This window comes from Sediminibacterium sp. GW821-FHT12F12 (genome assembly GCF_058806635.1).
This window is the reverse complement of record NZ_JBXAPW010000005.1, coordinates 72,422-98,170: the sequence shown is the minus strand read 5'-3', so window position 1 is coordinate 98,170 and position 25,749 is coordinate 72,422. Positions and strand designations below refer to the sequence as shown.

Genomic DNA, 25,749 nt, shown 5'->3' with positions numbered 1-25,749 from the left:
ATCATGAATCAGGCCAGTTGTGGCGTTCTTCCGTATTTTTCGTTGTGTTGAGAGGCATCCAGACCCTGGATCTCTTCTTCCTCCGTAACACGTAAAGGCAGGATCAGGTCAATGAATTTGAAAATAGCAAAGGATACCACAAAACTGTAGGCAACTACAATGGAGAGTGCTTTCACCTGTGTGAAGAAGAAAGCAGCGTTTCCATAGAACAAACCATCTGCTCCGGCAGCGTTAACCGATTTGGTGGCGAAAATGCCTGTCATCAGCATACCTACCATACCCCCCAGTCCGTGGCAGGGGAATACATCCAGTGTATCGTCCAGGCTGGTTTTGGTTTTATAGTAAACAGCGAGATTAGAAACGATGGCAGCTACGAAACCTACAAAAATGCTTTGTGGCACGGCAACAAAACCGGCAGCAGGGGTGATGGCAACCAGGCCAACCACGGCACCGATACAGAAACCGAGTACGGAAGGTTTTTTACCGCGGATCACATCAAAGAACATCCAGGAAAGACCGGCTGCAGCAGCGGCCGTGTTGGTAGTGGCGAAAGCAGATACAGAGAGTGCATTGGCACCCAGTGCAGATCCGGCATTAAAACCAAACCAGCCAAACCAGAGTAAACCGGTTCCGATCAGTACATACGGAATATTAGCCGGCGGAATTTCCTGTTGTTCCAGGTGAGATTTACGACGTTTTAATACCAGCGCACCGGCCAATGCGGCGCAACCGGCAGAAATATGTACCACGGTACCGCCTGCAAAATCGAGGGCACCCATTTTAAACAGGAAACCTTCAGGATGCCAGGTCCAGTGTGCAATGGGAGCATATACCAGCAGGCTGAACAATGCGATAAACAGGATATAAGCGGTAAAGCGGATCCGTTCAGCTACCGCGCCTACCACCAGTCCGGGAGTAATGATGGCAAACATCAATTGAAACAAAGCGAACAGGGCCAGCGGAATGCTGGGCGCCAGGCTCCAGGGAGCGCCGGAATTGATGCCTTTGAAAAAGAGGTGGGTGGTGGGATTACCGATAAATCCCCCGATAGACTCGCCAAAGCAAAGACTATAGCCTACAAATACCCAGAGAATACTAACCACTCCGGCGGCAACCACACTTTTGATCATGGTAGAGATCACATTCTTGCGGTGAACCATCCCGCCATAGAAAAAAGCCAGACCCGGAGTCATCAGGAATACCAGGGCGGTGGCTACAATGATCCAGGCGATATCGGCGGCACTGTATTTACCCCCATCATCAAAGTTGGGGAGGGAGGGGACAAATAAAGCCGCTACGGCTACTACTAATAAAAGAATGAAAGGTGCAAATTGCTTGACGGTTGATTTTGACATAGACTTAATATTAAATTAAATAATAATAATTATTTACAAATCTAAATTACTCATAAAATTTGTTAGAATTGATAAAATTGTTAACATTTTATTTAAAATAATATATAAAACCATCCAAGCCTTTTTTTCTTAGTTATTCTTTAATTATACAGCGATTTATTGAATAAAATAAAAATGCCTCCGGTTTTCGGAGGCATTTTGCGATACATTAAAATATATTATATGCTTACTAAATAACTCTTGTCCTTCGATTCCAGCACTGAACCACCCATCAGGTACTCATCTACTTTACGGGCGCATTCCCTCCCTTCGCTAATGGCCCATACCACGAGTGATTGTCCGCGACGCATATCCCCCGCTGTAAAAATCTTCTGGATATTGGTCTGGTAAGATTGTTCCGTTGCTTTTATATTTCCTCTTTCATCCAGGTCAATGTCCAGTTGTTTTAAGAGGCCTTCGTGCTGGGGATGTACAAATCCCATAGCCAATAAAGCCAGTTCGCAGGGGATCTCTCTTTCGGAACCGGTAACTTCCTCAAAGCGGGCCTGTCCGCCGCCCTCCGGTGTTTTCCAGGCCAGATCAACCACTCGTAGTGCTTTCAGGTTTCCTTTCTCATCGCCAATAAAGGCTTTGGTTGAAATAGACCAGTGCCGGTTGGCACCTTCTTCATGCGAAGAAGTGGTTTTCAGTGTCATGGGATACGTGGGCCAGGGCATGGATATGGTTCTGCTCTCCGGTGGTTTGGGCATCAGCTCAAACTGGGTAACCGAAGCGGCACCCTGGCGGTTGGAAGTGCCAACACAGTCGCTGCCGGTATCACCGCCTCCAATCACCACTACATTTTTAGCAGTGGCAAAAATATCTTCTCCCTCTACCGGACGGTTGCTGACTCTTTTGTTTTGTTGTTTTAAAAACTCCATCGCAAAATGCACGCCTTTCAGTTCCCTGCCCGGAATATCCAGGTTGCGGGGGATGGTTGAACCACCGGCCAATATGACTACCTGGAATTCGCGCAGCAGATCATTGATGCTGGTATTTACACCCACGTTCGCATTACAACGGAAAGTAACACCTTCTTCCTCCATCAATGCCACTCTTCTTTCCACTACCCATTTTTCGAGTTTGAAATCGGGGATTCCGTAACGCAGTAATCCGCCTGGTGCATCATCTCTCTCAAAAACGGTTACACTATGACCTGCATAATTTAATTGTGCGGCAACGGCCAGGCCGGCTGGTCCGGAACCTACTACGGCTGCTTTTTTACCTGTTCGCAGATTAGGCTTGCGGGGTTTTACAAATCCTTTTTCAAATGCGATCTCGATAATATGTTTTTCTATTTCTTCGATCGCTACCGGTGGTTGGTTAATACCCAATACACAGGCGCTTTCGCAGGGGGCAGGACAAATCCTTCCGGTAAACTCAGGAAAGTTATTGGTGGCACTTAAGATATCGTACGCTTCTGCCCAGCTTTTACGGTAAACGGCATCATTGAATTCGGGAATGATATTACCCAGCGGACAGCCGTTATGGCAAAACGGAACACCGCAGTTCATACAACGGGCTGATTGCTGGTTGAGTTTTTCTTCGGGGAATTTTTCAACAAATTCCCGGTAATCGTTAACACGTTCTTTCGAAGGGCGTTTGCCGGGAAGCTCTCTCGTAAATTCTATAAATCCGGTTGGTTTACCCATTGGGATAATCGTTTATTGGTTTACTGGTTGTTAGTGATCAGTTCGTGTAATGGTTTTTACTTTTGACTTTTTACTTTTGACTTCTCAGTTCTCTCCGCCAGTGCTTTCTTATAATCTCTCGGAAATACTTTCACGAAATTCTTCAGCTGGTTCTCAAAATCGCCCAAAACAAATTTGGCAACGCTGCTGGCTGTGTAAGCGAAATGACGGGTAATCATATCCTGTAACAGCTGCGCATCAGTCTGATCGAGTGGATCAAGATCTACCATTTCTTTGTTACAGAGCTGATCAAACTCACCGTTCACATCATATACATACGCGATACCGCCACTCATGCCTGCTGCAAAATTTCTGCCTGTGCTGCCTAAGATCACAGCTGTTCCGCCGGTCATGTATTCACAACCATGATCGCCCACACCTTCTACCACCACGCTGGCGCCGGAATTTCTTACGGCAAAACGTTCGCCTGCTTTTCCACGGATATAAGCTTCTCCGGCAGTGGCACCATAGAAGGCTACATTACCGATGATGATATTTTCTTCCGGTACAAAAGAAGCCTGTTTGGAAGGATACACGATCAGTTTAGCGCCGCTTAATCCTTTGCCAAAATAGTCATTGGCATCTCCTTCCAGTTCCAGTGTAACGCCTTTGGTGTTAAATGCACCAAAGCTTTGTCCGGCAGTACCGGTGAAGGTGAAGTGGATGGTATCTTCCGGTAATCCTTCGGCTTTATAGATCTTCGTGATTTCATTAGAGAGAATCGTGCCTGCCGTGCGATCTGTATTTTTAATCGGGAAGGAAGCTGCCACTCTTTCTTTTTTCTCAATGGCTGGTTGTGCGGCTTTCAGCAACTGCCAATCCAATACGTCTGCAATACCATGATCCTGCTCTTCCTGTTTGTATAAACCGGTGTCTGCGCTTGCGGGTTCTTTATATAATACACCAGACAGATCCAGTGTGCCATATTTCCAGTGGGTGATGTTTTCGCGCATCTCCAGCGAATCTACCTGGCCAATCATTTCGTTCACAGTTCTGAAACCGAGTTCTGCCATGATCTCCCGTAATTCTTCTGTGATGAAATGGAAAAAGTTAACCACATGATCCGGATTGCCTGTAAAGCGTTTGCGCAGTTCGGGATCCTGTGTAGCTACGCCAACAGGACAGGTATTCATATGACACTTACGCATCATGATACATCCTTCCACGATCAGTGCAGCAGTGGCCACACCCCATTCTTCTGCACCTAATAAAGCGGCAATGGCAATGTCGCGACCGGTTTTCATCTGTCCATCGGCCTGCACTACCACGCGGCTGCGCAATTTATTTTTGACAAGGGTTTGATGTGTTTCTGCAAGCCCCAGTTCCCATGGCAAACCTGCATGTTTGATGGAACTGATGGGAGAAGCACCGGTGCCACCATCAAAACCTGCGATCAATACCACATCGGCTTTGGCTTTGGCCACACCTGCCGCAATGGTACCTACACCTGCTTTAGATACCAGTTTTACATTGATCCTTGCCGCACGGTTGGCATTTTTCAGATCAAAGATCAATTGTGCCAGATCTTCAATGGAATAAATATCGTGGTGAGGTGGTGGAGAGATCAGTCCTACGCCCGGTGTAGAGTGCCTGGTTTTGCCGATCCACTCGTCTACTTTATGGCCGGGTAACTGACCACCCTCGCCGGGTTTGGCACCCTGTGCCATTTTGATCTGCAGTTCATCTGCTTCGGTCAGATAAAAACTGGTTACACCAAAACGGGCAGATGCTACCTGTTTGATGGCCGAACGCATCGAATCCCCGTTAGGTAAACGCTGGTAACGGATCTCATCTTCGCCACCTTCGCCTGTATTACTCTTACCGCCTAAACGGTTCATGGCAATGGCCAGTGTGGTATGCGCTTCCCAGGAAATGGAGCCGAACGACATGGCGCCTGTGGCAAAACGCTTGAATATATTGGCCGCTGGTTCTACTTCATCAATAGAAATAGAAGGGCGGTTGCGTTTGAACTGGAACTGGCTGCGTAAAGTGCAGGCTTTTTCAGTCTGGTCGTTTACCAGTTTAGAATATTTTTTGAATGTGGCATAATCATTCATCCTGGTTGCATGCTGCAAGAGGTGAATGGTTTGCGGATTGAATAAATGGAATTCACCTTTGCGTTTCCACTGATAAATACCGCCCACAGGTAAACGATCGATCGGAATTTCTTTTTTGCTGAAAGCGAAATAATGTTTGGCGAGAACTTCTCTGGCGATCTCATCCAGTCCCATGCCTTGTATACGCGAAGTGGCACCGGTAAAGTATTGATCCACCACGGTTTTATTCAGTCCGATGATCTCGAAGATCTGGGCTCCCTGGTAAGACTGTAAAGTAGAAATTCCCATTTTGGAAAACACTTTCAGTAATCCTTCATTCACCGCTTTTACGTAATTCTTTTTCAGGTATTCTACATCCAGTTCTGTCTGGAGTTTGTTGCCCAGTTTCATATCACGGATAGATGAAAGCGCTAGATAAGGGTTGATGGCGGTGGCACCAAAACCCAGCAGGCAGGCAAAATGGTGTACTTCCCACACATCCCCGGCTTCTACAATAATACCTACCTGGCCACGGTATCCTTTGCGGATGAGGTGGTGGTGTACGGCTGCCGTTGCCAGCAGGGAAGGGATGGGTGCGTGATCGGAGTCGATCGCGCGGTCGGTAAGAATGATCACTTCAAATCCATCTTCTACTGCATCCACTGCATACCGGCAGAGACGGTCAAGGCCTGCTTTCAGCGAACCTGGCTTGCCATCTGACCGGAAATAGGTTTGCAGTGTTTTGGCCTGGAAGATACCTGTATCGATACTACGGATCTTTTCCAACTCGTGGTTATTCAGTACCGGATGTTTCAGTGCTACACTGTGACAGGCCAGCGGATCTTCGACCAGTAAATTACCATTACTGCCGGCAAATGTGGCCAGCGACATCACCATTCTTTCGCGGATGGGATCGATCGGTGGATTGGTTACCTGCGCAAATAGTTGTTTGAAATAACTGCTGAGATGTTGTGGCTGTTCGCTGAGAATAGCGAGCGGAATATCGGTACCCATTGAACCGATGGGTTCTTTACCGTCAATAGCCATGGGGGCAATGATGGTATCGAGATCTTCTGTTGAATAACCGAATACTTTCTGGTATTTAAAGACCTGCTCGTGTTCAAGGTGTGTGAACATAACACGGGGTTCGGGTAATTCTTCCAGGCGGATCTTGTATTTATTCAGCCATTCTGCATACGGCTTTTGTGAGCAGATGTTTGCTTTCAATTCGTCATCACTGATGATGCGACCCTGTTCCATATCAACCACGAACATTTTTCCGGGCTGTAATCTTCCTTTTTCTTTAATGAGGGAAGGATCGATCGGTAACACACCTGTTTCAGATGCCATGATCACACGGTCATCGTGTGTAACAGCGTAACGGGAAGGGCGTAATCCATTCCTGTCCAAAGTGGCACCAATCATTTTACCATCGGTGAAAGAAATGGAAGCGGGGCCATCCCAGGGTTCCATCATACAGGCGTGGAATTCGTAGAAAGCTTTTTTTACCGGATCCATCTGGTCGTTACCGTCCCATGCTTCGGGTATCAGCATCATCATTACATGTGGTAAGGATCTGCCGGTGAGGGTAAGCAGTTCGATCATATTATCCAGGCAGGCAGAATCTGACTGGCCGGCGGTTACGATCGGTAACAGCATTTCCATTTCTTCTTTGCTGAAATAAGGCGAGGTAAACCCTTTTTCGCTGGTGCGTAACCAGTTCAGGTTTCCCTGCAGGGTATTGATCTCGCCGTTATGGGCGATATAACGGAATGGCTGTGCCAGTTTCCAGGAAGGGAAGGTGTTGGTAGCAAAACGGGAGTGTACCAGGCCGAAGGCTGATACCACTCGTTTGTCACTCAGGTCAGGGAAGTATTTCCTTACCTGCATGCTGGTTAACTGTCCTTTGTAAATAAGTGTTTTATAAGAAAGGGAAGCGAGATAAAAACCGATCTCATCTTTTTTTACTGAATTGCTGATGGTATGCGATGCATAGTTGCGAAGTACAAAGAGTTTGCGTTCAAATTCATCGGGATTGGTGATATGATCTGGACAAGCTACAAATACATGCTCCATACAGGGTTCTACAGAAAGGGCAGTGGGACCGATGTCTTCTTTGTTCACCGGCACTTTCCGGTAGGCGAGTATTTCCAAGCCGAGTTTTTCAGCGGCGCGGTTAAAAATGTCGCGGCATTCTTCGCGCAGGCGGATCTCTTTGGGAAAGAATACAACGCCCACGCCATATTTTCCGTAAGCAGGCAGATGAACGCCCAGTTGTAAACACTCATCAAAGAAAAATTCGTGGGGGATCTGCAGCATGATGCCGGCCCCATCGCCGGTATTTACTTCACATCCGCAGGCACCGCGGTGTTCCATATTTTCCAATACGGTCAATGCATCTGCAATGTGCTGGTGCGATTTGTTGCCCTTGATATTCGCTACGAAACCAATGCCACAGGCGTCATGTTCAAACGAAGGGTCATACAAACCTTCGCTATGTCTGGAAACAAGCATGTACAATCGAATTAATGTTCAGGAAATAAAATGGCAGGCAATCGTTGTGTGAATTTATGCAAAAAATCCGTCTTTATGAAAGATTATATGAATAAATTATCAAGATAGGTTGATAAAATTTAAACAAATAGCCGAATTGTTGAATATTATCTATTTGTTAAACTAACGGGTGTTAATCAGTCTGGTAGACGGTCCAGCCGGGTTGGCGTTGAATGGTGGGGTTGGTTCCTTGCTTAAAAAGACCGTACACGGTACTTCCGCTGCCCGTCATAGATGCATACAGGGCACCCTGGGCATAGAACTCTTCTTTGATAGCGGCGATCCCCGGGTAAAGGATGGCCACATTTTTTTCGAAATCATTTACAAGTAGTTCCTTCCATTGGCTGATGGGTAGTTGAATGATCTCGGCTATACTTTTTGCTGGTGGTTGTGGTTGTATGCCCGCAAACGCCTGGGCCGTAGATACATGAATACCGGGATTGATGAGGAGAAAGCGATAAGCTGAGAGGTCGAGGGTAACAGGGCGCATTATTTCGCCCCTGCCTGTTGCAAAACAAGGTTTGTTCAGAATAAAAAACGGGCAATCGCTGCCCAGTTGCAATGCATAACGGATCAGCTGTTCTTCGCTCAGTTCCAGTGCAAAAAGCCTGTTCAGCAATAATAAGGCAAAAGCACCATCGGCGCTGCCGCCGCCCAGTCCGGCACCCATGGGAATCTGTTTATGCAGGTGCATTTCTATACCACCGATCTCGGGGAAATCCTGTTTTAACAGCCGGTACGCTTTTACACAAAGGTTATCATCAGGATTGCCGGCTACTGCCAGACCCGAACTGCTGAACCGGATACCCTGCTCACCCATACGGATGGCTTCGAGCGCATCTTTGAGGGCGATGGGATAAAAAACGGTTTCCAGGTCATGGTAACCATCCTCCCGCTTGCGGATGATATTGAGACCGAGGTTGATTTTGCAGTTGGGAAAAAGAACCATGGTGAGTAGTGAGTAGTGAGTAGTGAGTAAAATTAAATGGAAATAGTAATCACTGACTATTCACCACTCACTACTCACGAATATTATTTCCTTTTATTAATCTCATCTCTGATCGAGATGGCGCGGATATAGTCTTCCTGTTCCAGTACTTCGTTCAGTAATGTCTGCAGTTCTTCCAGGTTCAGGGCACTGAGGTCGTCGTGGGTGGCGCTGTTGTCTTCGATGCCTACGGCTTCTCCTTTGTTCTTTTTAGGAGTGCCGTCTTCCATTAAGATGCCTGCATTTTCGAGGATATGTTCATAGGTATAGATCGGGCAACCAAAACGAACGGCTAAGGCCAGTGCATCGCTGGTGCGGCTGTCGATCTCAACGGTATCATGTTCTGTAAAGCAGACCAGTTTCGAATAAAAAATGCCTTCCTGCAGGTCGCTGATAATGATTTCCTGCAATTCTACGTTAAAAGCATTCATGAAGTTCTTCATCAGATCGTGGGTGAGGGGGCGGCTGGGTTGCATATGTTCCAGCGCTACGGCAATGGCCTGCGCCTCAAATCCGCCGATCACAATGGGTAAACGGCGTAAACCATTCATTTCGCCCAATACCACCGCATAGGAGTGCGTTTGGGTAATGCTGTGCGAAAGGGCCACGATTTCCAGTTCGATCTTCTTCATAGATATAGCAAAAATACGTATAATGAAAACACGAAAAACAGGGGATGGAAGATTGAACAGATGAACAGACGAACAGATGAGCAAGGAACCGACGATCGGAAAGAGAGAATTTGGAGGAGGGATGTTTTATATTTTATAAATACTTAATGTGTATGTTGCTTAATCTAGCTTGATCCATTCCCAATTCATCATTCTCCCATTCGTCTGTTCATCTGTTCCTTGTTCTTCTGTTCGTCTGTTCCCCCTGTTCTTTTGCCTGTTGCCACTATAACCTTAGTTTTGCCGCATGCATTATGTTTCTGCGGAAGGTTTGACGAAGAGTTATGGGATCAATCCCCTGTTTAAGAATATTTCCTTCCATATCAACGAGGGCGAAAAAATAGCCCTGATTGCCCGGAATGGGGTAGGTAAATCAACGTTGCTGCGCATCCTGAATGGGGATGAAACGGCGGATGAGGGTAAATTATTCATCCATAAAGACGTTACTGTGGCCCTGTTTGAACAGGATCCCAAGTTTGATGAGTCTAAAACGGTGTTGGAGAATATCTTCCATACCGATCACCCGGTGATGAATGTGATCCGTGAGTACGAGATAGCCAGCGAAAGCGAAGATGGTTTGGCCTTGAGTGAACTTTTTGGCAAAATGGACGACTTGAATGCCTGGGATTTTGAGGTAAAAGTGAAGCAGATTCTCACCAAACTGAATATCCATCACCTGGAGCAGCCGGTGAGTGATCTGAGTGGTGGACAGCGGAAAAGGGTGGCACTGGCCAAAACCCTGATCGATATCGGGTTTGATCATAAGCATACCTTACTGATGATGGACGAGCCCACCAACCACCTGGATGTGGAGATGATCGAGTGGCTGGAGAATTACCTGAACCAGGAAAACGTAACGCTGCTGCTGGTTACACACGACCGTTATTTTCTTGATGCGGTAAGTGAAGAGATCTGGGAACTGGAAAGGGAGAATATGTATGTGTACCGTGGCGATTATGAAAATTATGTAGAGAAGAAAGCTGCCCGTATTGAAAGTGAGCTGGCCAGCATTGATAAGGCCAAAAACGAATACCGTAAAGAACTGGAGTGGATGCGAAAGCAGCCCAAAGCCCGTACCACCAAAAGTAAAAGTCGGCAGGATAATTTTTACGAAGTAGAAGCCCGCGCCAAACAGCGTATCGAAGACGCTCAGGTGCAACTGCAGGTAAAAATGAGCCGACTGGGTGGCAAAGTGGTGGAGATGAAAAAAGTGTACAAAAGTTATGGCGACCTGCCTATTTTAAAAGGGTTTGATTATACTTTCAGCAAGGGCGAGCGCATTGGCATCATCGGTAAAAACGGGGTGGGTAAATCTACTTTCCTGAATATGCTGCAGCAACTGGAAACGGCTGATAGTGGCAAGATCAATATCGGTGATACGGTGGTGTTCGGTAATTTTTCGCAGCAGGGACTGGTGTTCAAAGAGAATATGCGGGTGATCGAATATGTGAAAACATTTGCCGAGAATTTTCCGCTGGCCAATGGCGGCAGTTTAAGTGCGGCACAGTTTCTTGAATTGTTTCTATTTACGCCGGATAAACAATACACCTATCTCAATTCATTAAGTGGAGGAGAGAAAAAAAGACTGCAGTTACTCATTGTACTGTTCACCAACCCGAATTTTCTGATCCTGGATGAACCTACCAATGACCTGGATCTGCCTACACTGGCCGTACTGGAGAATTTTCTGAGCGATTACCAGGGTTGTGTACTGATTGTGAGCCATGATCGTTATTTCATGGACCGGCTGGTAGATCACCTTTTCGTGTTTGAAGGAGAGGGGGAAGTGCGCGATTTTCCGGGCAACTATACGCAGTACCGGCTTTGGCTGAAGGATAATGAGAAGAAGGAAAATAAATGGGATGTACTGGAGCAGCGGAAAAGTAAGGGAGAAACTACTGAATCAGTCGTGGTGAGTAAAGAAGCGGTAGTTGTGAGTAGTCAGTCGTCAGTGGGTAGTGTGAAGAAGAAAATGAGTTTTAAGGAAAAGCGGGAGTTTGAGCTGCTGGAAAAAGAAATGCCCGAGCTGGAAGCGGAGAAGAAAAAGATCACCGAAGAAATGGGAACGGGTAATCTGCCCTTTGAACAGCTGAATAAATTGAGTGAAAGGATTATCGTGATTGATCAGCTGCTGGGAGAAAAAGAGTTGCGGTGGCTGGAGTTGAGTGAGATGGGGTAGGGTTGGTAATTAAAAATTAGTAATTAGAAATTAAAAATTAATAATTAGTAATTGGGGAAATGCAGAACTGGGGTGGTTCAGCATTTCCCCAATTTTTTTGGAATCAGATAAAGCTGATCAGTTCTACGTCGAAGATCAGGGTACTGTTGGGGCCGATCTGGGCACTTACCTGGCGATCGCCGTAACCAAGATGTGGCGGGATGAAAAAACGCCATTTGCTGCCGGTAGGCATCAATTGTAAACCTTCTGTCCAGCCTTTGATCACCATGTTTAAAGGGAAAGAGGCGGGTCGGCCTCTCTGTACAGAACTATCAAAGATACTGCCATCAATAAGGGTACCGTGGTAATGACAGGTAACTTCGTTATGCGCCAGTGGTCTTTCGCCGGCGCCGGCTACCAATACTTCGTATTGTAAACCGCTGGGCAGTTCTGTTACTTCGGCCCTTTCTTTATTTTTTGTGAGAAAATCCTGCCCTGCTTTCAGGTTGGCAGCGGCTTTTTCTGCTTTCAGTTGTGCTAATTGGTCTGCTACACCCATATCTTTTTTTTGGCAAATATACGCAAGCATCCTGCGAAAACCAGTACCTGCTGCCTCAGGTTATGTTTGTATTATCTTTTGTAATAGAACAGGTAATACTGGTACGAACCCTGTACCTTGTGAGGAATAGGAACAAGTGTATGACAACTATCATTAATAAGTCGGGAGAAACGATTGCTTATCTATACCAGAACATGATCCTTGATATATCCCGCGAAAAAGTGATCGGCCTGCTATTGGGAAATTGTGTTTTTGGCAAGCAGACGGAACCGGCGGGTAAGTTTTTCAACGATACATTCCGCAAAAAAAACGGGAAAATCATCGCTAAATTGGGAGTAGATGTTTCCTCCACGTTTAAAAAATCTCCCAAAGACGCCCAGCTTTCCTTACAGGCCTGGCAGATACTGACGAGGGTTGATAACCACGTATGCTTATGGATTGAAGAAAAGAAATCCTGGACCAAACAGTCATTTATTGAATACCTGCAGGCAGATAAGGAGATGGTGGAAGAGGAATAAACTTTAGTTATCCAAGATTCTGCAAACCCAGTTTAGTTTTTGTTGTAGGTAAATCGGAATGCCTTCAGGTCGGGAACAAATCTGCGCTTACGGTTCCTGTCATACGCCAGTAAGATCTCACCGATTTCTTTAAAAAACGGATACCCTATTTCGTTGTATTCATATTTATCATCGTTCAGAATTCCATCCCTGTTCACATAAATGACGGCACTTAACATACACTCTGTTTTGCTGTTGAAGTCGACTATGTAGGATGCATCAGTCAGATAACCATAACTCCATCCGGGTTTATTAAAGATGCGTATATGGGCAGGCGGTTTTTGTTTGCCGGATTTATAGAGAAAAAATTTGCAATAGCTGTCGAAATATTCGGTGGTATCGTATTTGGGATGTTCACTTTCAGAAGGGTAAGCGGAAAGATATTTTAATACAAGTAACCTGTCTTTTTTGCTGATATGGAAGCGCTTTTTTTCTGGTACAGATTCAGGGAAGAGAACGGATTGGAGCATGTGCTGCAGATCTTCGAGCGGCAGGTTATTATGGCGGGTAAAATCGAATGGCGCTTTGATCAAAGAATCGAATCGGTTGTAATGTGCATTTCCTACCCGTATTTCTTTGCTGTAATCGAAGGTCATCTTGCTATAATATGGTAACAATCGCAAAACCGTATCTGCGCCACGTACAAATGAAATGCCATTGGTATGACGGTTCTCTTCTTCGGTCATGGTAACAAAACGACGTACGATACGGACATCCTGGTAACCTTTGTTCCGGAGTAATCCATTCAACTGGTCCTGCCCGGTAAATTCATACAGACGGTTATATGCATCATTATCACTGACAAGAAATATTTTCTTCACATAATTGGCGATAGAAGGCAAACCATTGGCAGCGGATATGTCTTTGGTAACAGCGGTTTGTCCGCTGAAAGAACTATCTGTGAGCATGGTGGTATTGATATCCAGTCCGGGTTTGCGGAAAGTATTCAGTTTCTCCAGTGCAATTAATGCGGTAGGAAGTTTTACGGTAGAAGCGGGATTAAAATAGCGATTGTGGTCTACGTGCAGGTAATGATTTTTAAATTGAGGCCGGTTATGCTGATCACGATTAATCTCCGTATAAATGATCTGGTATTGAAAACTGTCAGGATTGTTTAGTACATGTAATAAAAGGGGAGAAGCTTGGCTTTTCAGTAACTGCCATAACCAGTCGTCTGTTTGCTCCTGCGCTTCAACAGTTGTATAGAAGCTTATGCAAACAAAAGCGAGTAGCAGGTATTTCCGGATCAAAATGGGGTGTTTTCAAATGGTAATAAATAAATGGCACTTAACGCGCTATAAGACAGGTGACCTGCCTTATAGGTGGTTCCGGGTTATTTCAGGTTCGCTTCAAAAAAATCCAATGTACGTTTCCAGGCATGCAGGGCCGCATCAGCATTGTAACGGGCTTCAGAAGTGTCGTTATGGAAGGCATGGTTTACATTTGGATACATGTACAGTTCATATTTGACCCCTGCTTTTTTTAATGCTTCTTCGTAAGCAGGGATGCCTGCATTAACCCGTTCATCCAGTCCGGCATAGTGTAACTGTACCGGAGCCTTTATTTTGGGCACATCAGCTGCATCCGGTTGTCTGCCATAAAAGGCGACTGCCGCATTCAGTTTGGGTGAGTTAACGGCTAACTGATTGGCCAATGCGCCACCCCAGCAAAAACCAACGCAGCCTACTTTGCGGTTGGTTTCTTTACGGGCCCGAAGGATTTCGACGGATTGTACAAAATTGGCGAGGTTCTTTTTAGCATCCAGTGCCGTAAAAAGTTTGCGGGCTTCGTCTTCAGTGGCGGGTGTGCCTCCTGCTTCCGACAGTGCATCCGGCGCCATAGCCAGATAACCCGCTTTGGCCAGGCGGCGGGTTACATCTTTGATATGATCGTTTAGTCCACGGTTCTCATGAATCACCATTACGGCACCCATGTTCATCTTCTTTTTGGGTTTGGCAGTGTAAGCAAACATCACAATGTCATTTACTTCGTAGGAGATCATTTCTGTATCGAGATCCTCATCATCTTCGGCAATAGTAGCTGCTTTGGCTTTGTTCGACTCCAGTAACGGCGTAATGGATAAAGCCAAGGCCATACTTCCTGTAATGGCAGCGAGACGTTTTAAAAATACTTCACGACTTAAAGGTTTATGTGTATACTCGTCGTACAGGTTAATGATGCGCTGGTCCATAGTAATGGTTTAGATGCTTAAATATAACCAGAAAACGAGTACCTGCAAACAACAAGAGTCAGTGCTAAAGGCTTGTCAGTTCCCTTATCTTTCCCGCTCCTTCCTGCTTTTGCGGGCTTTTCCTTTTTTCGGTTTCAGCTCAGTTGTATGAATAACGTGTGCTGCTTCTACCAGCCTGGTGAGGTGCTCGTAAAGACTAAGGATGGCAGAACGTTCTGATGAACTCAATTCTTTTTGATAGGTGCCTGCTACTGTAACTTTTAACCACTCCCACATCAATTCCCGGATATCGGGCAGGTGCGCAAAATCGAACAGGTCATCAATAACAAGCTGTGGGTCAGCGATTTCGGTCTGGGAAAGCGGTGAGGGTGCATACGTGGATTTTTGAACCAATGGCATGGGTAAAGGGATTAAGCGGAGCTACCTTACGATGGGATGGATGGGTCAATTTGCCTGACAGGATCTCTGGCTCCGTGAAAAAAACAGGCAAATCAGGTATAAACCGCATTGCAGGGTTTATGGGATTACACGTAATTCGTAATGGCTTTGGTAATACAATATTACCCTATAGTCGATGTATTTCATACCGTTTCATCACCTATTTTCTAACGTATTTATACCTGATGCGCCTGATCGAAAGACTTCACGACTACCTGGTTTACAGCAATATCTCAGCTTATTCCTTCGAGCGGAGCTGTGATCTGTCTAATGGTTATCTCGGAAAACAATTGAAGGGCAAGGGCTCGGTGGGTTCGGATATACTCGAAAAGATCAAGGAGAATTATTCCGACCTGAGCCTGGTATGGCTGGTAACCGGTAAAGGCAGGATGTTGCTTTCACCTCCCGGCCATGGCCATGATAAAAAACAACCGCTAACAGAGCTGAATGAGGAACAACAGATTTATTTTGCTTCTAAAGATGAAGTGATCAAACTGCTTAACCGGCAGCTGGAGAAAATGGAAATCATGCTGGTCGATAAAGACAAACTCATCAGCCTATTGGAAGAACAGGTAAGGCAGTTGAGCCAGACGGCGTATAAGCGAACGAGGTAGAAGAATATCGAATATCGAACAGGGAATTTCGAATGTCGAAGTAGCGATTCACTCTACTTCGACGTTCCTTGTTCGATATTCGATATTCGATATTCGTTATTCCTTAGGCATTTTCCATGTACGAAGAAACCGGCTCGCAGGTACAGATCAGGTTTCTGTCTCCATGGGTATTGTTTACCCGTGCTACGCTGGGCCAGAATTTGTTCTGGGTAACATAGTACAGCGGGAAAGCGGCTTCTTTGCGTGAGTAAGCATGTTTCCACTCATCGGCACAGATCACAGCTTGTATATGTGGCGCATTTTTTAAGGCATTATCCACTTTATCGGCTTTACCGTCTTCAATGGCTTTGATCTCTTCATAAATAGAAATGAGGGCATCACAGAAACGATCCAGTTCAGCCTTGTCTTCACTTTCGGTAGGCTCGATCATGATGGTACCCGCTACCGGGAAACTCATGGTAGGCGCATGGAAACCATAGTCGATCAAACGTTTGGCCACATCTTCTGCCTCAACACCCACACTCTGTTTAAACGGACGCAGATCTACAATGAACTCATGCGCACAGGTACCGTTGGTACCGGTATACAGTATCTTGTAATATTTCTCCAGTCTTGCCTTCATGTAATTGGCATTCAGGATCGCATATTCTGTGGACTGACGCAGACCAACTGCTCCCAGCATTTTGATATACCCATAACTGATCAGCAGGATGCTCGCAGAACCATAAGGAGCAGCGCTAACCGAACCGGTACTATTTAATGCCGGGTGGCCGGGTAAATAAGGAGCCAGTTTATCGTTCACGCAGATAGGGCCCATGCCGGGACCGCCACCACCGTGCGGGATAGCGAAGGTTTTGTGCAGGTTCAGGTGGCAAACATCGGCACCGATCATTCCCGGGCTGGTTAATCCTACCTGTGCATTCATATTGGCACCGTCCATGTACACCAAACCACCATTGTCATGGATAACCTGGCAAATATTACGGATGGTTTCTTCAAACACACCGTGTGTGGAAGGGTAGGTAACCATTAAAGCACCCAGTGTGTCTTTGTATTGTTCCGCTTTGGCCTGCAGATCGGCTACATCAATATTACCGGCATCATCACATTTTACCACCACCACTTTGAATCCGCACATCACCGCGCTGGCAGGGTTGGTGCCGTGGGCGCTGATCGGGATCAATACCACATTACGGTGATCTTCTTTTCTTGCCTGGTGGTAAGAACGGATGGTAAGCAGACCCGCATATTCTCCCTGCGCGCCGCTGTTAGGCTGCAGGCTGCAGGCTGTAAAACCGGTGATCTCGCAGAGATAGCTGTTCAGTTCTTCAATAATCTGCTGGTAACCTTCGGTTTGATCGGCAGGTACAAAAGGATGCAAGCCACCAAACTCTGGCCAGCTCACCGGGATCATTTCCGAAGCGGCATTCAGTTTCATGGTACAGCTTCCTAAACTGATCATGCTGGTATTAAGAGAAAGGTCTTTGTTCTCCAGTGATTTGATATAACGCATCATCTGGCTTTCGCTGCGGTGCGTGTTGAATACCGGATGGGTTAAATAAGCAGAGCTGCGCTGCAGGTCGGCTGGTATCTGATACTGAGCAAATGAAAGAGAAGTAGCCGACAATTGGTGTCCGGTACTTTTCTCCGTCAGTGCTTCAAATATTTTCAGGATGCTGTTGGCATCTTCTACGGAACTGGTTTCATCCAGACTGATACCAATACTGCCATCGGCAAAATAGCGGAAATTGGCATGGTATTTTTCAGCCATCGTTTTTACCGATTCAGCCTTTAATCCGGTGATATGTAAAGTATCGAAATAGGCATTGTTAGCCTGTGAAATACCCAGTTTTCCTAATCCCCCTGCTACAGCCTGTGCCAGTGTATGTACGCGGGTTGCGATTTTTTTCAATCCATCCGGTCCGTGGTATACGGTATACATGGCGGCCATATTGGCCAGTAAAGCCTGCGCGGTACAGATATTGGAAGTAGCTTTTTCGCGTTTGATATGCTGTTCGCGGGTTTGCAGGGCCATACGCAGTGCACGGTTGCCCTGTGCGTCAATACTCACACCGATCAGGCGGCCGGGCATTCCTCTTTTAAAATCATCTTTGGTAGCGAAAAACGCGGCGTGTGGTCCGCCAAAGCCCATAGGCACACCAAAACGCTGGGCAGATCCAAGGGCGATATCAGCTCCCAGCTCACCGGGAGATGTTAATAAAGTTAATGCCAGCAGATCGGTAGCCATGATCACCAGTCCTTCAATAGCGTGTACACTGTTGATGAAACTGCGGTAATCTTCTACTGATCCGTTATCGTTCGGGTATTGTACAATGGCACCAAAATAAGTGTTATCCAGTTGGGCGGTTTTGTAATCTCCATACACCAGTTCTACACCAATTGGTTGTGCACGGGTAACCAGCACATCTTTGGTTTGGGGGTATACGGCATTGTCTACAAACAGTTTGGGTTTACTAATTACATCCGTTTTGTTTACATGGTGAAAGATCATGGCCATGGCTTCGGCAGCAGCAGTAGCTTCATCCAGCAGCGATGCGTTGGCGATGGGCAGTCCTGTAAGGTCGGATACCATGGTCTGGAAATTCAACAGACTTTCCAAACGACCCTGTGAAATTTCGGCCTGATAAGGAGTGTATTGGGTATACCATCCCGGGTTTTCAAAAATGTTACGTAAAATCACACTTGGTGTGATAGTGCCGTAATAACCCTGACCTATATAATTTTTATATAATTTATTTTTGGCAGCTACTTTCTTGAGCTCTGTGAGGTAGGTAAACTCACTAACAGCAGAAGGGATATTCAGATCTCCTTTGATGCGGATCGAATCCGGCACTGTTTTACCGATCAATTCGTCTAAAGTACCTGCTCCGATGGTCGCTAACATCTGTTGCGTGTCTGCACTGTTGGGTCCGATGTGCCTGCCCTGAAATTCTGTGGATTGCTGTTCAAATAAGTTCATACGATAGTCTGTAGTTTGAGGTGATTTTGTCGCTTTACAGGGGACCCCGAAAGCAGGCAAAGAACTAAATCGCCGCAAAGGTAAGTGGATATCAGAGTATAATAAAGCTTTTGTTGAACTTGGGGATAGGGGGTGGATTGTAGTGAGAAGTGAGTGGTCAGTGGGGAGGATTATTCGGAAAAACGGGTAAATCCTGCTAATCTTGCAGGAGAACCGGGCTGTTTCTGCCTGCTGTTTCAATTGATATTGTGTATTATGAGTGACGTTAAAATGGACAACTGGGAAAAACGGAGTGGTGAACACCAGAAACTGTATAAGCAGTTCCTGCAGCGGGCCGATAAAAATAAGGTACTGAAATTGCTGCCCGACCTGCATGAAGCGGCTTTTGAGGAGATCGATTGCCTTAGCTGTGCCAATTGCTGCAAAAATTATTCGCCCCGTTTCAAAACACCGGATATCAAACGGATCAGCAAATACCTGGGTATGAAAGAAGGGGATTTTATTGAAACCTATCTCTACCTGGACCAGGAAGGTGATTATGTGACCAAAAGCAAACCCTGCCCGTTTCTGGGAGCAGATAATTACTGTGATATATACGAAGCAAGGCCGTCTGATTGTCACCGCTTCCCCTATACAGATGAAGATGTGTTGCTCAAACGGCCCGCTATTACATTAAAAAATTCTACTTTTTGTCCGGCAGTATATTTTGTGTTGGAGAAACTGATGACTACTTTGAAGTAAGCTCTTCATAAGCAGCCGTGAGGCTTCTTTCTGCACCGCTGTTTTTCCAACTGATGCCGGGTATTTCTTTGGCTTTGATGATCTCCTCTTTGCTTTTACCGGCTTTGATCTGGCTGTCTACAAAATCGAGCAGTCTTTTCAGGTAATCTTCAAATGCCGCCAGATCGCTTAAGGAACCGGTGATCTTTTCAGGGTCTGCGGCATGGCCAAAAACAAAAAGGGTGTCTTTGTTAAATGTTTTTTGTGCTTTCTGCATTACCTGCACCCAGCTTTGGATATTGGCACCGGCAGAGCGGTCTATAAAAGGAGAGACCTGGTTAAACAGCAGGTCGCCGGTATGGGCAATATTGGCATTCTCGAAATGGATGATGGCATCGCCGTTGGTATGTCCGGCACCGAAATAATAAGCCCGGATTTTTTCCTTGCCGATTTTCTGTTTCCAGCTTTTATCAAAAGTGATATCCTGGAACAATTGTTTGTCGGTTGATTTGGCCTGTTCTGCCACACGCCTGTAATTGGCGAGGCAGTTTTCATGTCCTACCACGTGTTCGGCAATGTCTTTAAAGGAAATATTACCACCTGTATGATCTCCGTGGTGGTGGGTATTGATGAGGAATTTGAAAGGCATTTCTTTTTGCTTCTTCAATTCATCAATCAGGTGTTTGGCCGGATCGGGGAACTGGGAATCTACCACCGCATATCCATCAGCAGATTGGTAGAATCCGATGGTGCCGCCTCTTTCGGTAAAAATGCCCACATCTCCGCGCAGCATTTTGATCTTATAAGCGGGCTGCTGTAAAAAAGCAGCAAACATATCTTTCGGAGTAAGTGCCAGTAAGCCGGCTGTTAATCCGGTATTACGCAGAAAGGAACGACGTTGCATGAATATTGGTTTGAGGGTAAAACGGGTTACTAAGATAGGTAAATTTAGTATTCCATTTTCCGCAGGCTGGGGGCTTTGATCCAGGTGCCTGCTACTACCAATAAGGTCATACAGCCGCCAAATACGACGGATGGGATGACGCCCATCAGTTTGGCGGCCACGCCACTTTCAAACTGTCCCAGTTCATTGCTGCTGTTGATGAACATGGAGTTCACGCTCATGACACGGCCCCGCATATTGTCGGGCGTTTTTAATTGAAGGATGGTTCCTCTCACCACTACACTGATACCGTCCAGAATACCGCTGAGTAATAGTACCGCAAACGACAACCAGAAGATCTTTGAAAGGGCGAAGATGATGATGCATGCACCAAATCCGGCCACGGATAAAAGCAGTTTTTTACCTTGTCCGCGACGCATAGGAGAGATGGTAAGTATCACAATGATGAGGATGGAACCGATGTCTGAAGCTGCATTTAACCAGCCAAAGCCGATAGGGCCGGTTTTTAATATGTCTTTGGCAAAAACCGGGATCATGGCTACGGCACCGCCGAACAATACTGCAAACAGATCGAGAGAAAGAGCGCCTAATACTTCTTTGGTTTTAAAAACAAAATTCAATCCCTCTTTCACACTGTCCAATGTTTTTTTCTCACCGGGTTCATTCAGGGGTGGTTTGGGTTTTAACTGGTACATGAATGCCAGTCCGAAGCTGACCAGCACACAAATGATCGCCAATGATCCGGTATTGCCCAAGCCGGCAATGAGAAAACCCACTGTTGCATGCCCGGTTACCGATGCCGATAACCAGATACCCTGGTTCCAGGTGGTAGCATTCTGCAGGATAGATTTGGGTACGATGGATGCCACCATGGTTCCAAAACTCGGGCCCGTAAATGAGCGGAATACACCGGTAAAGAAAATGATCACATAAATACTGAATGCGATCCAGTGGTTACTGATCTGTGTTGAAGTGTATTTTGTGGATAATCCCAGCAGCAGCAGTGCACAGAATAAATAGAGGGACACTCCTTTGAGCAATAATTTTCTTTTTTCGCTGATATCAATCACATGACCTGCATATAAGGAAAGAGATACCGCCGGGATCACTTCCGATAAGCCGATGAGGCCAATAGCAAAGGGTTCATTGGTAAGTTCGTAGATCCACCAGCCCACCAGGGTACCCATCATGCGCAGCCCCATAATAAAGAGAAAACGCCCCATCATCAGGTGCCGGTATTCCGGGATCCGCATAGCGGCAAAGGGGTCGTGTTTCTGCTGGGTTTCTGTCATTGTTTATCGAAGAGCCTGTTGTGAATGGTGAATAGAAATGCTTTATTGCGGAACTACTCCTGTTCAATAGTCAACCAATTTACTACGGTAAGCTGAAATAATGTTGGCCATCTTCATAGTCCTTATCAAGGGCATCGATCACGATCTGCAGGTGTTTTTCGTTGCCCAGGAAATCCGCATTACTGGCGTCTATGAAAATGGTCTTGATATTATGGTGTTTGATATAACTGGTATAGGTTTCCTGGATATTGAAGAGGTATTCATCAGGAATGCTCTGTTCGTAACTGCGGTTCCGTTTTTTGATATTGGCCTGCAGCTTTTGCACCGGCGCATGCAGGTAGATCAATATATCAGGAAAGGTGAGTTGCTGGTGAATGATGTCGAATAATTTCTGGTACAGCCTGAATTCTTCTTCGGGCAGGTTTACTTTGGCAAACAGTAAACATTTGGTGAAGAGATAATCAGAAATCGTGACACTCTGAAAAAGGTCTTTCGTGTGTACCATTTCTTTTAACTGCTTATATCGTTCCGCCATAAAAAACAACTCAAGCGGGAAAGCGTACTGGTCTGGTTTCTCGTAGAATTTTGGCAGGAAAGGATTGTCTGCAAACTCTTCGAGTATTAATCTGGCATTAAAATGTTTGGCTAATAAATGCGTTAACGTGGTTTTGCCAACGCCGATATTTCCCTCAACAGTGATAAAGTGATGCTTCATGAATAGATTCCTCGATGATGGTCAAAATTAACCGCCATCAGATAGCGGTGGGGGATTTTTTTTGCACATTCAATTCGTCGGTACATTCCTCCAGTAATTGCTGAATGGTTTTGTGTAAAACAGGGTGTACCAGTGCCGGGGCTATCTCGTTCAGGGGTAAAAGGGCAAATTTCCTGTCGGGGAGGGCAGGGTGCGGTAATGTTAATAACCCGGTTGCCATAACGAGCCCGTCTATCAGTAAAATATCCAGGTCAATGATCCTCGGCCCCAGTTTGATGGTTCTTTTCCGGCCCATTTTTTCTTCGATCCGCAATAATTGCAGCATCAGCTCTTCGGGGGCCAGATTGGTCTGAACAACCAGTGCCTGGTTATAAAAACTGGGCTGATCCGTTAATCCCCAGGCCGCAGTTTCGTAAATAGCCGAAGAATGAACGATATTGCCACAGGATTGTTCAATTTCGTGAATGGCTTCCTGCAGATAAGCAGATCGGTTACCAAGATTGCCGCCTATCAGCAAATAAGCTGTATTCATAATTGGGATCAGATTTACCGGTTCAAATATCTTTAAATTCATTACTATTTAATACAAAGTTATGCAGGGTTTCTTTAAAACGTTCTTTGCTTCTTTTCTGGCACTGATCATTTTTACCGTTATCGGATTTTTTATACTACTGGGATTTATTGCCAGTGCTACTTCAGCCGATAAACCGGTTGTAGGAAGAGATGCTGTACTGGTGCTGGATCTTTCCGGTGAATTCAAAGAGCAAACACAGGAAAATCCCCTTGATGCGCTGGTGAATGGGGTAGATCATGAGGCTCCGTCTTTATACGATATGGTGCGGATGATACAGCATGCCAAATCCGATTCAGCCATCAAAGGGATCTATATTTTATGCGGAAATAATAACAATGGGTATGCCGCCGGCGAAGAACTCCGCAAGGCACTGGTTGATTTCAAGACCAGCAAAAAGTTTCTGATTGCATATGGTGAAGCCATTTCGCAGAAAGGTTACTATGTGGGTAATGCAGCAGATAAAATTTATTGTCATCCGCAGGGGGGATTGGAATGGACCGGATTTTCTACGAACCTGCTTTTTCTGAAAGGCATGCTGGATAAACTGGAGATCCAGCCGCAGATCTTTTATGCGGGTAAATTTAAAAGCGCCACTGAGCCACTCCGCGAAACACAAATGACGGCTGCCAACCGTTTACAAACCTCCGTATGGCTGGGCGATCTGTACACCGACTTCCTGCATACAGCAGCGCTTGCCCGCAAACTGGATACGGCCCAACTCAGAGCGCTGGCGGTGCAGGGAAGCATACAAACCGCTCATGATGCTTTACAATATGACCTGGTGGATGGATTGAAGTATGATGATGAAGTAAAAAGAGAGATCCAGGACCATTTGCATATCAGCTTTCGGGAGAAAATCAATTTTGTGACTTTTGGTGACTATGCCAAAGCAGTGGATTTTAAAGGAGAATACAGCAGTAATAAAATTGCATTGATTTATGCGGATGGGGATATTGTTTCCGGAAATGGTGATAACGGCCAGGTGGGAAGTGATGCTTTCAGGGCACTGATCCGCAAAGCCAGGCTGGATAATGAAGTAAAAGCGATTGTTTTCCGGGTCAATTCTCCCGGGGGCAGTTCACTCGCCAGTGATGTGATCTGGCGCGAAATAACCCTGGCCCGCAAAGAAAAACCTGTGGTGGTAAGTATGGGTGATCTGGCTGCTTCCGGTGGTTACTATATTGCCTGTAATGCCGATTCCGTTTTTGCCAATGCGAATACCATTACCGGCTCTATTGGTGTGTTCAGTATCATTCCTAATTTTCAGTCCTTTTTTAAAAATAAACTTGGGATCACTTTCGACGGCGTTAAAACGGCCCCTTTCGCAGATATGGGTGGTGGCGACAGACCCCTGAATGAAGCTGAAAAGCGGTTTTTCCAGTCAGCCACAGATTCTATCTATCATACTTTTAAAACAAGAGTAGCTGAAGGAAGAAAAAAAGAGATGGCATATATTGACAGCATTGCCCAGGGAAGGGTGTGGACGGGTACCCGTGGCCGGGAAATAGGGCTGGTAGACAGGATCGGCACCTTACAGGATGCCATTGTTTCTGCTGCAAAAATGGCTGATGTAAAAGAATATAAACTGAAAGAATACCCCGAAAGAAAAACCTTGCTGGAGCAGGTGATGAGCAGTTATAAAAAAGCCATCAAAACCAATCTGATCAAAGAAGAAATCGGAGAGCGACAGTTAAGGGCTTTACAGGAGTTGAAAAAAGTGAAACAAATGGTGGGAACCCCACAGGCAAGATTACCTTTTTCTGTGTCGATTCATTAAACAGTTTGTTGCCGGAATAATCTCTCGTCAAAATAAAAATCGGCGGTATTACCCAGTTTTACTTTTTTAAAATCGGGGTGGAGCGGGTTCAGCAGGTAATTATGTTCCCGGTGTACAATGGCAGAAGGGCAACGGCACAAAAGGGTTTTCGGTAATTGCAAGATCTCTTTTCCCAGCCACTGCGTATAATCAAAGTCACGGTACCAGTTCTTTTTAAGTTCCTGCAGTGGGATCTCATGATAATGGGTTTGCATAGGCACTTCAATTTCCATGAGTTGGATCATCTGTAGGTCTTCCAGTGTTTGGGCGTTGGCCAGAACTTCCAGTAAGGCGAGGGAGATGCTTTCACTGGTATAGATCACCGGAATCCCCGGAGGGTTCCACCTGCCACCTTTTAAACGGGCACCGGTACCCGACAGATCCTTTGCAAATTTTTGATGGGCAAAACGGTATAGGATCATGCGTAAACACCTTGTTGAATACGGGTAAGCTGGTCAATGATCTCCTGAATCCCTCTGTCTGAATAGAGCGATTCAAAATTGAGTGTTTGGCCCATTACATTTTTCTCCTTTTTTAACCAGCGGTACAGAGCCTGTGCATCTGTAAAGGTTGCGAGACCTGTTTGAATCATTTCCTGTAACAGCAGGATCCGGTCTGTATGGATACCATCGAAGGAAGAATTGTTCTTTGCATAACGCTGCAGGGTTCTTTCAGAGAGGTGCAGCATATTGGCCCACTCGGCTTGTGTAAAAGGTACGAGATCGGCAATTTTTTTCAGTTTCTTATACGTATAATCGGCTACCAGCACCTGTTTTTTTACCGGTTGGTAGGCCAGGTCAGGTTCTTCCAGCCGGGCGGGTTTATTTTTAGGGGCCGTATATTTCTGTATTTTCGCCATATCCGTCAAATGTCATACAATTATACGACATTTGTCTGA

21 protein-coding genes are annotated in these 25,749 nt (G+C 45.8%); 5 read left to right on the top strand and 16 right to left on the bottom strand.

All coding sequences use genetic code 11. The features are described 5' to 3' along the window. Positions 1 to 8 precede the first annotated feature (8 nt). The 5 genes from AC1RNB_RS09380 to AC1RNB_RS09360 all read right to left on the bottom strand — a co-directional run bounded on the left by AC1RNB_RS09380 (position 9) and on the right by AC1RNB_RS09360 (position 9,294). A complete protein-coding gene (locus AC1RNB_RS09380) occupies positions 9 to 1,355 on the bottom strand; it encodes an ammonium transporter (protein WP_493082416.1) in 1,347 nt (448 codons plus the stop codon). 218 nt (positions 1,356 to 1,573) lie between these two features. Beyond that, positions 1,574 to 3,046, bottom strand: a complete 1,473-nt coding sequence (locus AC1RNB_RS09375) for a glutamate synthase subunit beta (RefSeq protein ID WP_493082415.1) — start codon at positions 3,044 to 3,046, stop codon at positions 1,574 to 1,576. Positions 3,047 to 3,102: 56 nt separating this feature from the next. Next, the gene (gltB, locus tag AC1RNB_RS09370; protein WP_493082414.1) at positions 3,103 to 7,635 is read right to left on the bottom strand and encodes a glutamate synthase large subunit; all 4,533 of its coding nucleotides are present in this window, start codon (positions 7,633 to 7,635) and stop codon (positions 3,103 to 3,105) included. 172 nt (positions 7,636 to 7,807) lie between these two features. After that, on the bottom strand, positions 7,808 to 8,623 hold the full coding sequence (gene ispE, locus AC1RNB_RS09365; RefSeq protein ID WP_493082413.1) for a 4-(cytidine 5'-diphospho)-2-C-methyl-D-erythritol kinase: 816 nt from the start codon (positions 8,621 to 8,623) through the stop codon (positions 7,808 to 7,810). 83 nt (positions 8,624 to 8,706) lie between these two features. Continuing rightward, positions 8,707 to 9,294 (bottom strand): bifunctional nuclease family protein, encoded by a 588-nt coding sequence (locus tag AC1RNB_RS09360; RefSeq protein ID WP_493082412.1) that lies wholly within the window; start codon positions 9,292 to 9,294, stop codon positions 8,707 to 8,709. A gap of 286 nt (positions 9,295 to 9,580) precedes the next feature. On the opposite strand from AC1RNB_RS09360, the gene AC1RNB_RS09355 reads away from it, so the two are divergent. Further along, positions 9,581 to 11,512, top strand: coding sequence for an ABC-F family ATP-binding cassette domain-containing protein (locus AC1RNB_RS09355; protein WP_493082411.1), 1,932 nt, complete (start codon positions 9,581 to 9,583; stop codon positions 11,510 to 11,512). Between the two features lie 103 nt (positions 11,513 to 11,615). Here the strand turns inward: AC1RNB_RS09355 and AC1RNB_RS09350 are convergent, their stop codons facing one another. Next, positions 11,616 to 12,050 (bottom strand): FKBP-type peptidyl-prolyl cis-trans isomerase, encoded by a 435-nt coding sequence (locus AC1RNB_RS09350; protein ID WP_493082410.1) that lies wholly within the window; start codon positions 12,048 to 12,050, stop codon positions 11,616 to 11,618. 140 nt (positions 12,051 to 12,190) lie between these two features. Between AC1RNB_RS09350 and AC1RNB_RS09345 the strand changes: the two genes are divergently transcribed. Continuing rightward, positions 12,191 to 12,568, top strand: a complete 378-nt coding sequence (locus AC1RNB_RS09345) for a hypothetical protein (protein WP_493082409.1) — start codon at positions 12,191 to 12,193, stop codon at positions 12,566 to 12,568. Positions 12,569 to 12,600: 32 nt separating this feature from the next. Here the strand turns inward: AC1RNB_RS09345 and AC1RNB_RS09340 are convergent, their stop codons facing one another. From AC1RNB_RS09340 to AC1RNB_RS09330, 3 genes are all read right to left on the bottom strand, one after another. After that, complete coding sequence (locus tag AC1RNB_RS09340; protein ID WP_493082408.1) at positions 12,601 to 13,857, bottom strand: serine hydrolase; 1,257 nt, start codon at positions 13,855 to 13,857, stop codon at positions 12,601 to 12,603. Positions 13,858 to 13,940: 83 nt separating this feature from the next. Further along, positions 13,941 to 14,798: a dienelactone hydrolase family protein gene (locus tag AC1RNB_RS09335; protein WP_493082407.1), complete on the bottom strand. Its 858-nt coding sequence runs from the start codon at positions 14,796 to 14,798 to the stop codon at positions 13,941 to 13,943. 84 nt (positions 14,799 to 14,882) lie between these two features. Further along, the gene (locus AC1RNB_RS09330; protein WP_493082406.1) at positions 14,883 to 15,197 is read right to left on the bottom strand and encodes a hypothetical protein; all 315 of its coding nucleotides are present in this window, start codon (positions 15,195 to 15,197) and stop codon (positions 14,883 to 14,885) included. Here AC1RNB_RS09330 and AC1RNB_RS09325 point away from each other — a divergent pair. After that, positions 15,191 to 15,850 carry a hypothetical protein gene (locus AC1RNB_RS09325; RefSeq protein WP_493082405.1) on the top strand — a complete coding sequence of 220 codons (660 nt, stop codon included), beginning with the start codon at positions 15,191 to 15,193 and terminating at the stop codon, positions 15,848 to 15,850. The genes AC1RNB_RS09330 and AC1RNB_RS09325 overlap by 7 nt on opposite strands. A 103-nt stretch (positions 15,851 to 15,953) precedes the next feature. On the opposite strand, the gene gcvP is transcribed toward AC1RNB_RS09325, so the two are convergent. After that, positions 15,954 to 18,830, bottom strand: coding sequence for an aminomethyl-transferring glycine dehydrogenase (gene gcvP, locus AC1RNB_RS09320; RefSeq protein WP_493082404.1), 2,877 nt, complete (start codon positions 18,828 to 18,830; stop codon positions 15,954 to 15,956). 255 nt (positions 18,831 to 19,085) lie between these two features. On the opposite strand from gcvP, the gene AC1RNB_RS09315 reads away from it, so the two are divergent. After that, positions 19,086 to 19,571 (top strand): YkgJ family cysteine cluster protein, encoded by a 486-nt coding sequence (locus AC1RNB_RS09315; protein ID WP_493082403.1) that lies wholly within the window; start codon positions 19,086 to 19,088, stop codon positions 19,569 to 19,571. Here AC1RNB_RS09315 and AC1RNB_RS09310 read toward each other — a convergent pair. The 4 genes from AC1RNB_RS09310 to folK all read right to left on the bottom strand — a co-directional run bounded on the left by AC1RNB_RS09310 (position 19,558) and on the right by folK (position 22,993). Further along, a complete protein-coding gene (locus AC1RNB_RS09310; RefSeq protein ID WP_493082402.1) occupies positions 19,558 to 20,454 on the bottom strand; it encodes an MBL fold metallo-hydrolase in 897 nt (298 codons plus the stop codon). The genes AC1RNB_RS09315 and AC1RNB_RS09310 overlap by 14 nt on opposite strands. 44 nt (positions 20,455 to 20,498) lie before the next feature. Continuing rightward, positions 20,499 to 21,746, bottom strand: a complete 1,248-nt coding sequence (locus AC1RNB_RS09305; RefSeq protein WP_493082401.1) for an MFS transporter — start codon at positions 21,744 to 21,746, stop codon at positions 20,499 to 20,501. Between the two features lie 82 nt (positions 21,747 to 21,828). After that, a complete protein-coding gene (locus AC1RNB_RS09300; RefSeq protein WP_493082400.1) occupies positions 21,829 to 22,461 on the bottom strand; it encodes a deoxynucleoside kinase in 633 nt (210 codons plus the stop codon). Positions 22,462 to 22,498: 37 nt separating this feature from the next. Continuing rightward, positions 22,499 to 22,993, bottom strand: coding sequence for a 2-amino-4-hydroxy-6-hydroxymethyldihydropteridine diphosphokinase (folK, locus tag AC1RNB_RS09295; protein ID WP_493082399.1), 495 nt, complete (start codon positions 22,991 to 22,993; stop codon positions 22,499 to 22,501). 61 nt (positions 22,994 to 23,054) lie between these two features. On the opposite strand from folK, the gene sppA reads away from it, so the two are divergent. Further along, positions 23,055 to 24,812, top strand: coding sequence for a signal peptide peptidase SppA (sppA, locus tag AC1RNB_RS09290; protein WP_493082398.1), 1,758 nt, complete (start codon positions 23,055 to 23,057; stop codon positions 24,810 to 24,812). On the opposite strand, the gene AC1RNB_RS09285 is transcribed toward sppA, so the two are convergent. After that, complete coding sequence (locus tag AC1RNB_RS09285) at positions 24,809 to 25,273, bottom strand: RES family NAD+ phosphorylase (RefSeq protein WP_493082397.1); 465 nt, start codon at positions 25,271 to 25,273, stop codon at positions 24,809 to 24,811. The two genes, sppA and AC1RNB_RS09285, sit on opposite strands and share 4 nt — an antisense overlap. After that, on the bottom strand, positions 25,270 to 25,710 hold the full coding sequence (locus AC1RNB_RS09280) for an Xre family toxin-antitoxin system antitoxin (protein WP_493082396.1): 441 nt from the start codon (positions 25,708 to 25,710) through the stop codon (positions 25,270 to 25,272). Before AC1RNB_RS09280 ends, AC1RNB_RS09285 begins: the two co-directional genes overlap by 4 nt. Between the last annotated feature and the right edge of the window lie 39 nt (positions 25,711 to 25,749).

Bases quoted from the DNA above. Each gene is read 5' to 3' on its own strand.
- AC1RNB_RS09355 (WP_493082411.1), top strand. From the start codon at position 9,581: ATGCATTATGTTTCTGCGGAAGGTTTGACGAAGAGTTATGGGATCAAT.
- AC1RNB_RS09305 (WP_493082401.1), bottom strand. From the start codon at position 21,746: ATGACAGAAACCCAGCAGAAACACGACCCCTTTGCCGCTATGCGGATC.
- ispE (WP_493082413.1), bottom strand. From the start codon at position 8,623: ATGGTTCTTTTTCCCAACTGCAAAATCAACCTCGGTCTCAATATCATC.
- AC1RNB_RS09335 (WP_493082407.1), bottom strand. From the start codon at position 14,798: ATGGACCAGCGCATCATTAACCTGTACGACGAGTATACACATAAACCT.
- AC1RNB_RS09360 (WP_493082412.1), bottom strand. From the start codon at position 9,294: ATGAAGAAGATCGAACTGGAAATCGTGGCCCTTTCGCACAGCATTACC.
- folK (WP_493082399.1), bottom strand. From the start codon at position 22,993: ATGAATACAGCTTATTTGCTGATAGGCGGCAATCTTGGTAACCGATCT.
- AC1RNB_RS09350 (WP_493082410.1), bottom strand. From the start codon at position 12,050: ATGGGTGTAGCAGACCAATTAGCACAACTGAAAGCAGAAAAAGCCGCT.
- sppA (WP_493082398.1), top strand. From the start codon at position 23,055: ATGCAGGGTTTCTTTAAAACGTTCTTTGCTTCTTTTCTGGCACTGATC.
- gltB (WP_493082414.1), bottom strand. From the start codon at position 7,635: ATGCTTGTTTCCAGACATAGCGAAGGTTTGTATGACCCTTCGTTTGAA.
- AC1RNB_RS09375 (WP_493082415.1), bottom strand. From the start codon at position 3,046: ATGGGTAAACCAACCGGATTTATAGAATTTACGAGAGAGCTTCCCGGC.
- AC1RNB_RS09280 (WP_493082396.1), bottom strand. From the start codon at position 25,710: ATGGCGAAAATACAGAAATATACGGCCCCTAAAAATAAACCCGCCCGG.
- AC1RNB_RS09310 (WP_493082402.1), bottom strand. From the start codon at position 20,454: ATGCAACGTCGTTCCTTTCTGCGTAATACCGGATTAACAGCCGGCTTA.
- AC1RNB_RS09325 (WP_493082405.1), top strand. From the start codon at position 15,191: ATGGCATGGGTAAAGGGATTAAGCGGAGCTACCTTACGATGGGATGGA.
- AC1RNB_RS09300 (WP_493082400.1), bottom strand. From the start codon at position 22,461: ATGAAGCATCACTTTATCACTGTTGAGGGAAATATCGGCGTTGGCAAA.
- AC1RNB_RS09380 (WP_493082416.1), bottom strand. From the start codon at position 1,355: ATGTCAAAATCAACCGTCAAGCAATTTGCACCTTTCATTCTTTTATTA.
- AC1RNB_RS09315 (WP_493082403.1), top strand. From the start codon at position 19,086: ATGAGTGACGTTAAAATGGACAACTGGGAAAAACGGAGTGGTGAACAC.
- gcvP (WP_493082404.1), bottom strand. From the start codon at position 18,830: ATGAACTTATTTGAACAGCAATCCACAGAATTTCAGGGCAGGCACATC.
- AC1RNB_RS09285 (WP_493082397.1), bottom strand. From the start codon at position 25,273: ATGATCCTATACCGTTTTGCCCATCAAAAATTTGCAAAGGATCTGTCG.
- AC1RNB_RS09345 (WP_493082409.1), top strand. From the start codon at position 12,191: ATGACAACTATCATTAATAAGTCGGGAGAAACGATTGCTTATCTATAC.
- AC1RNB_RS09330 (WP_493082406.1), bottom strand. From the start codon at position 15,197: ATGCCATTGGTTCAAAAATCCACGTATGCACCCTCACCGCTTTCCCAG.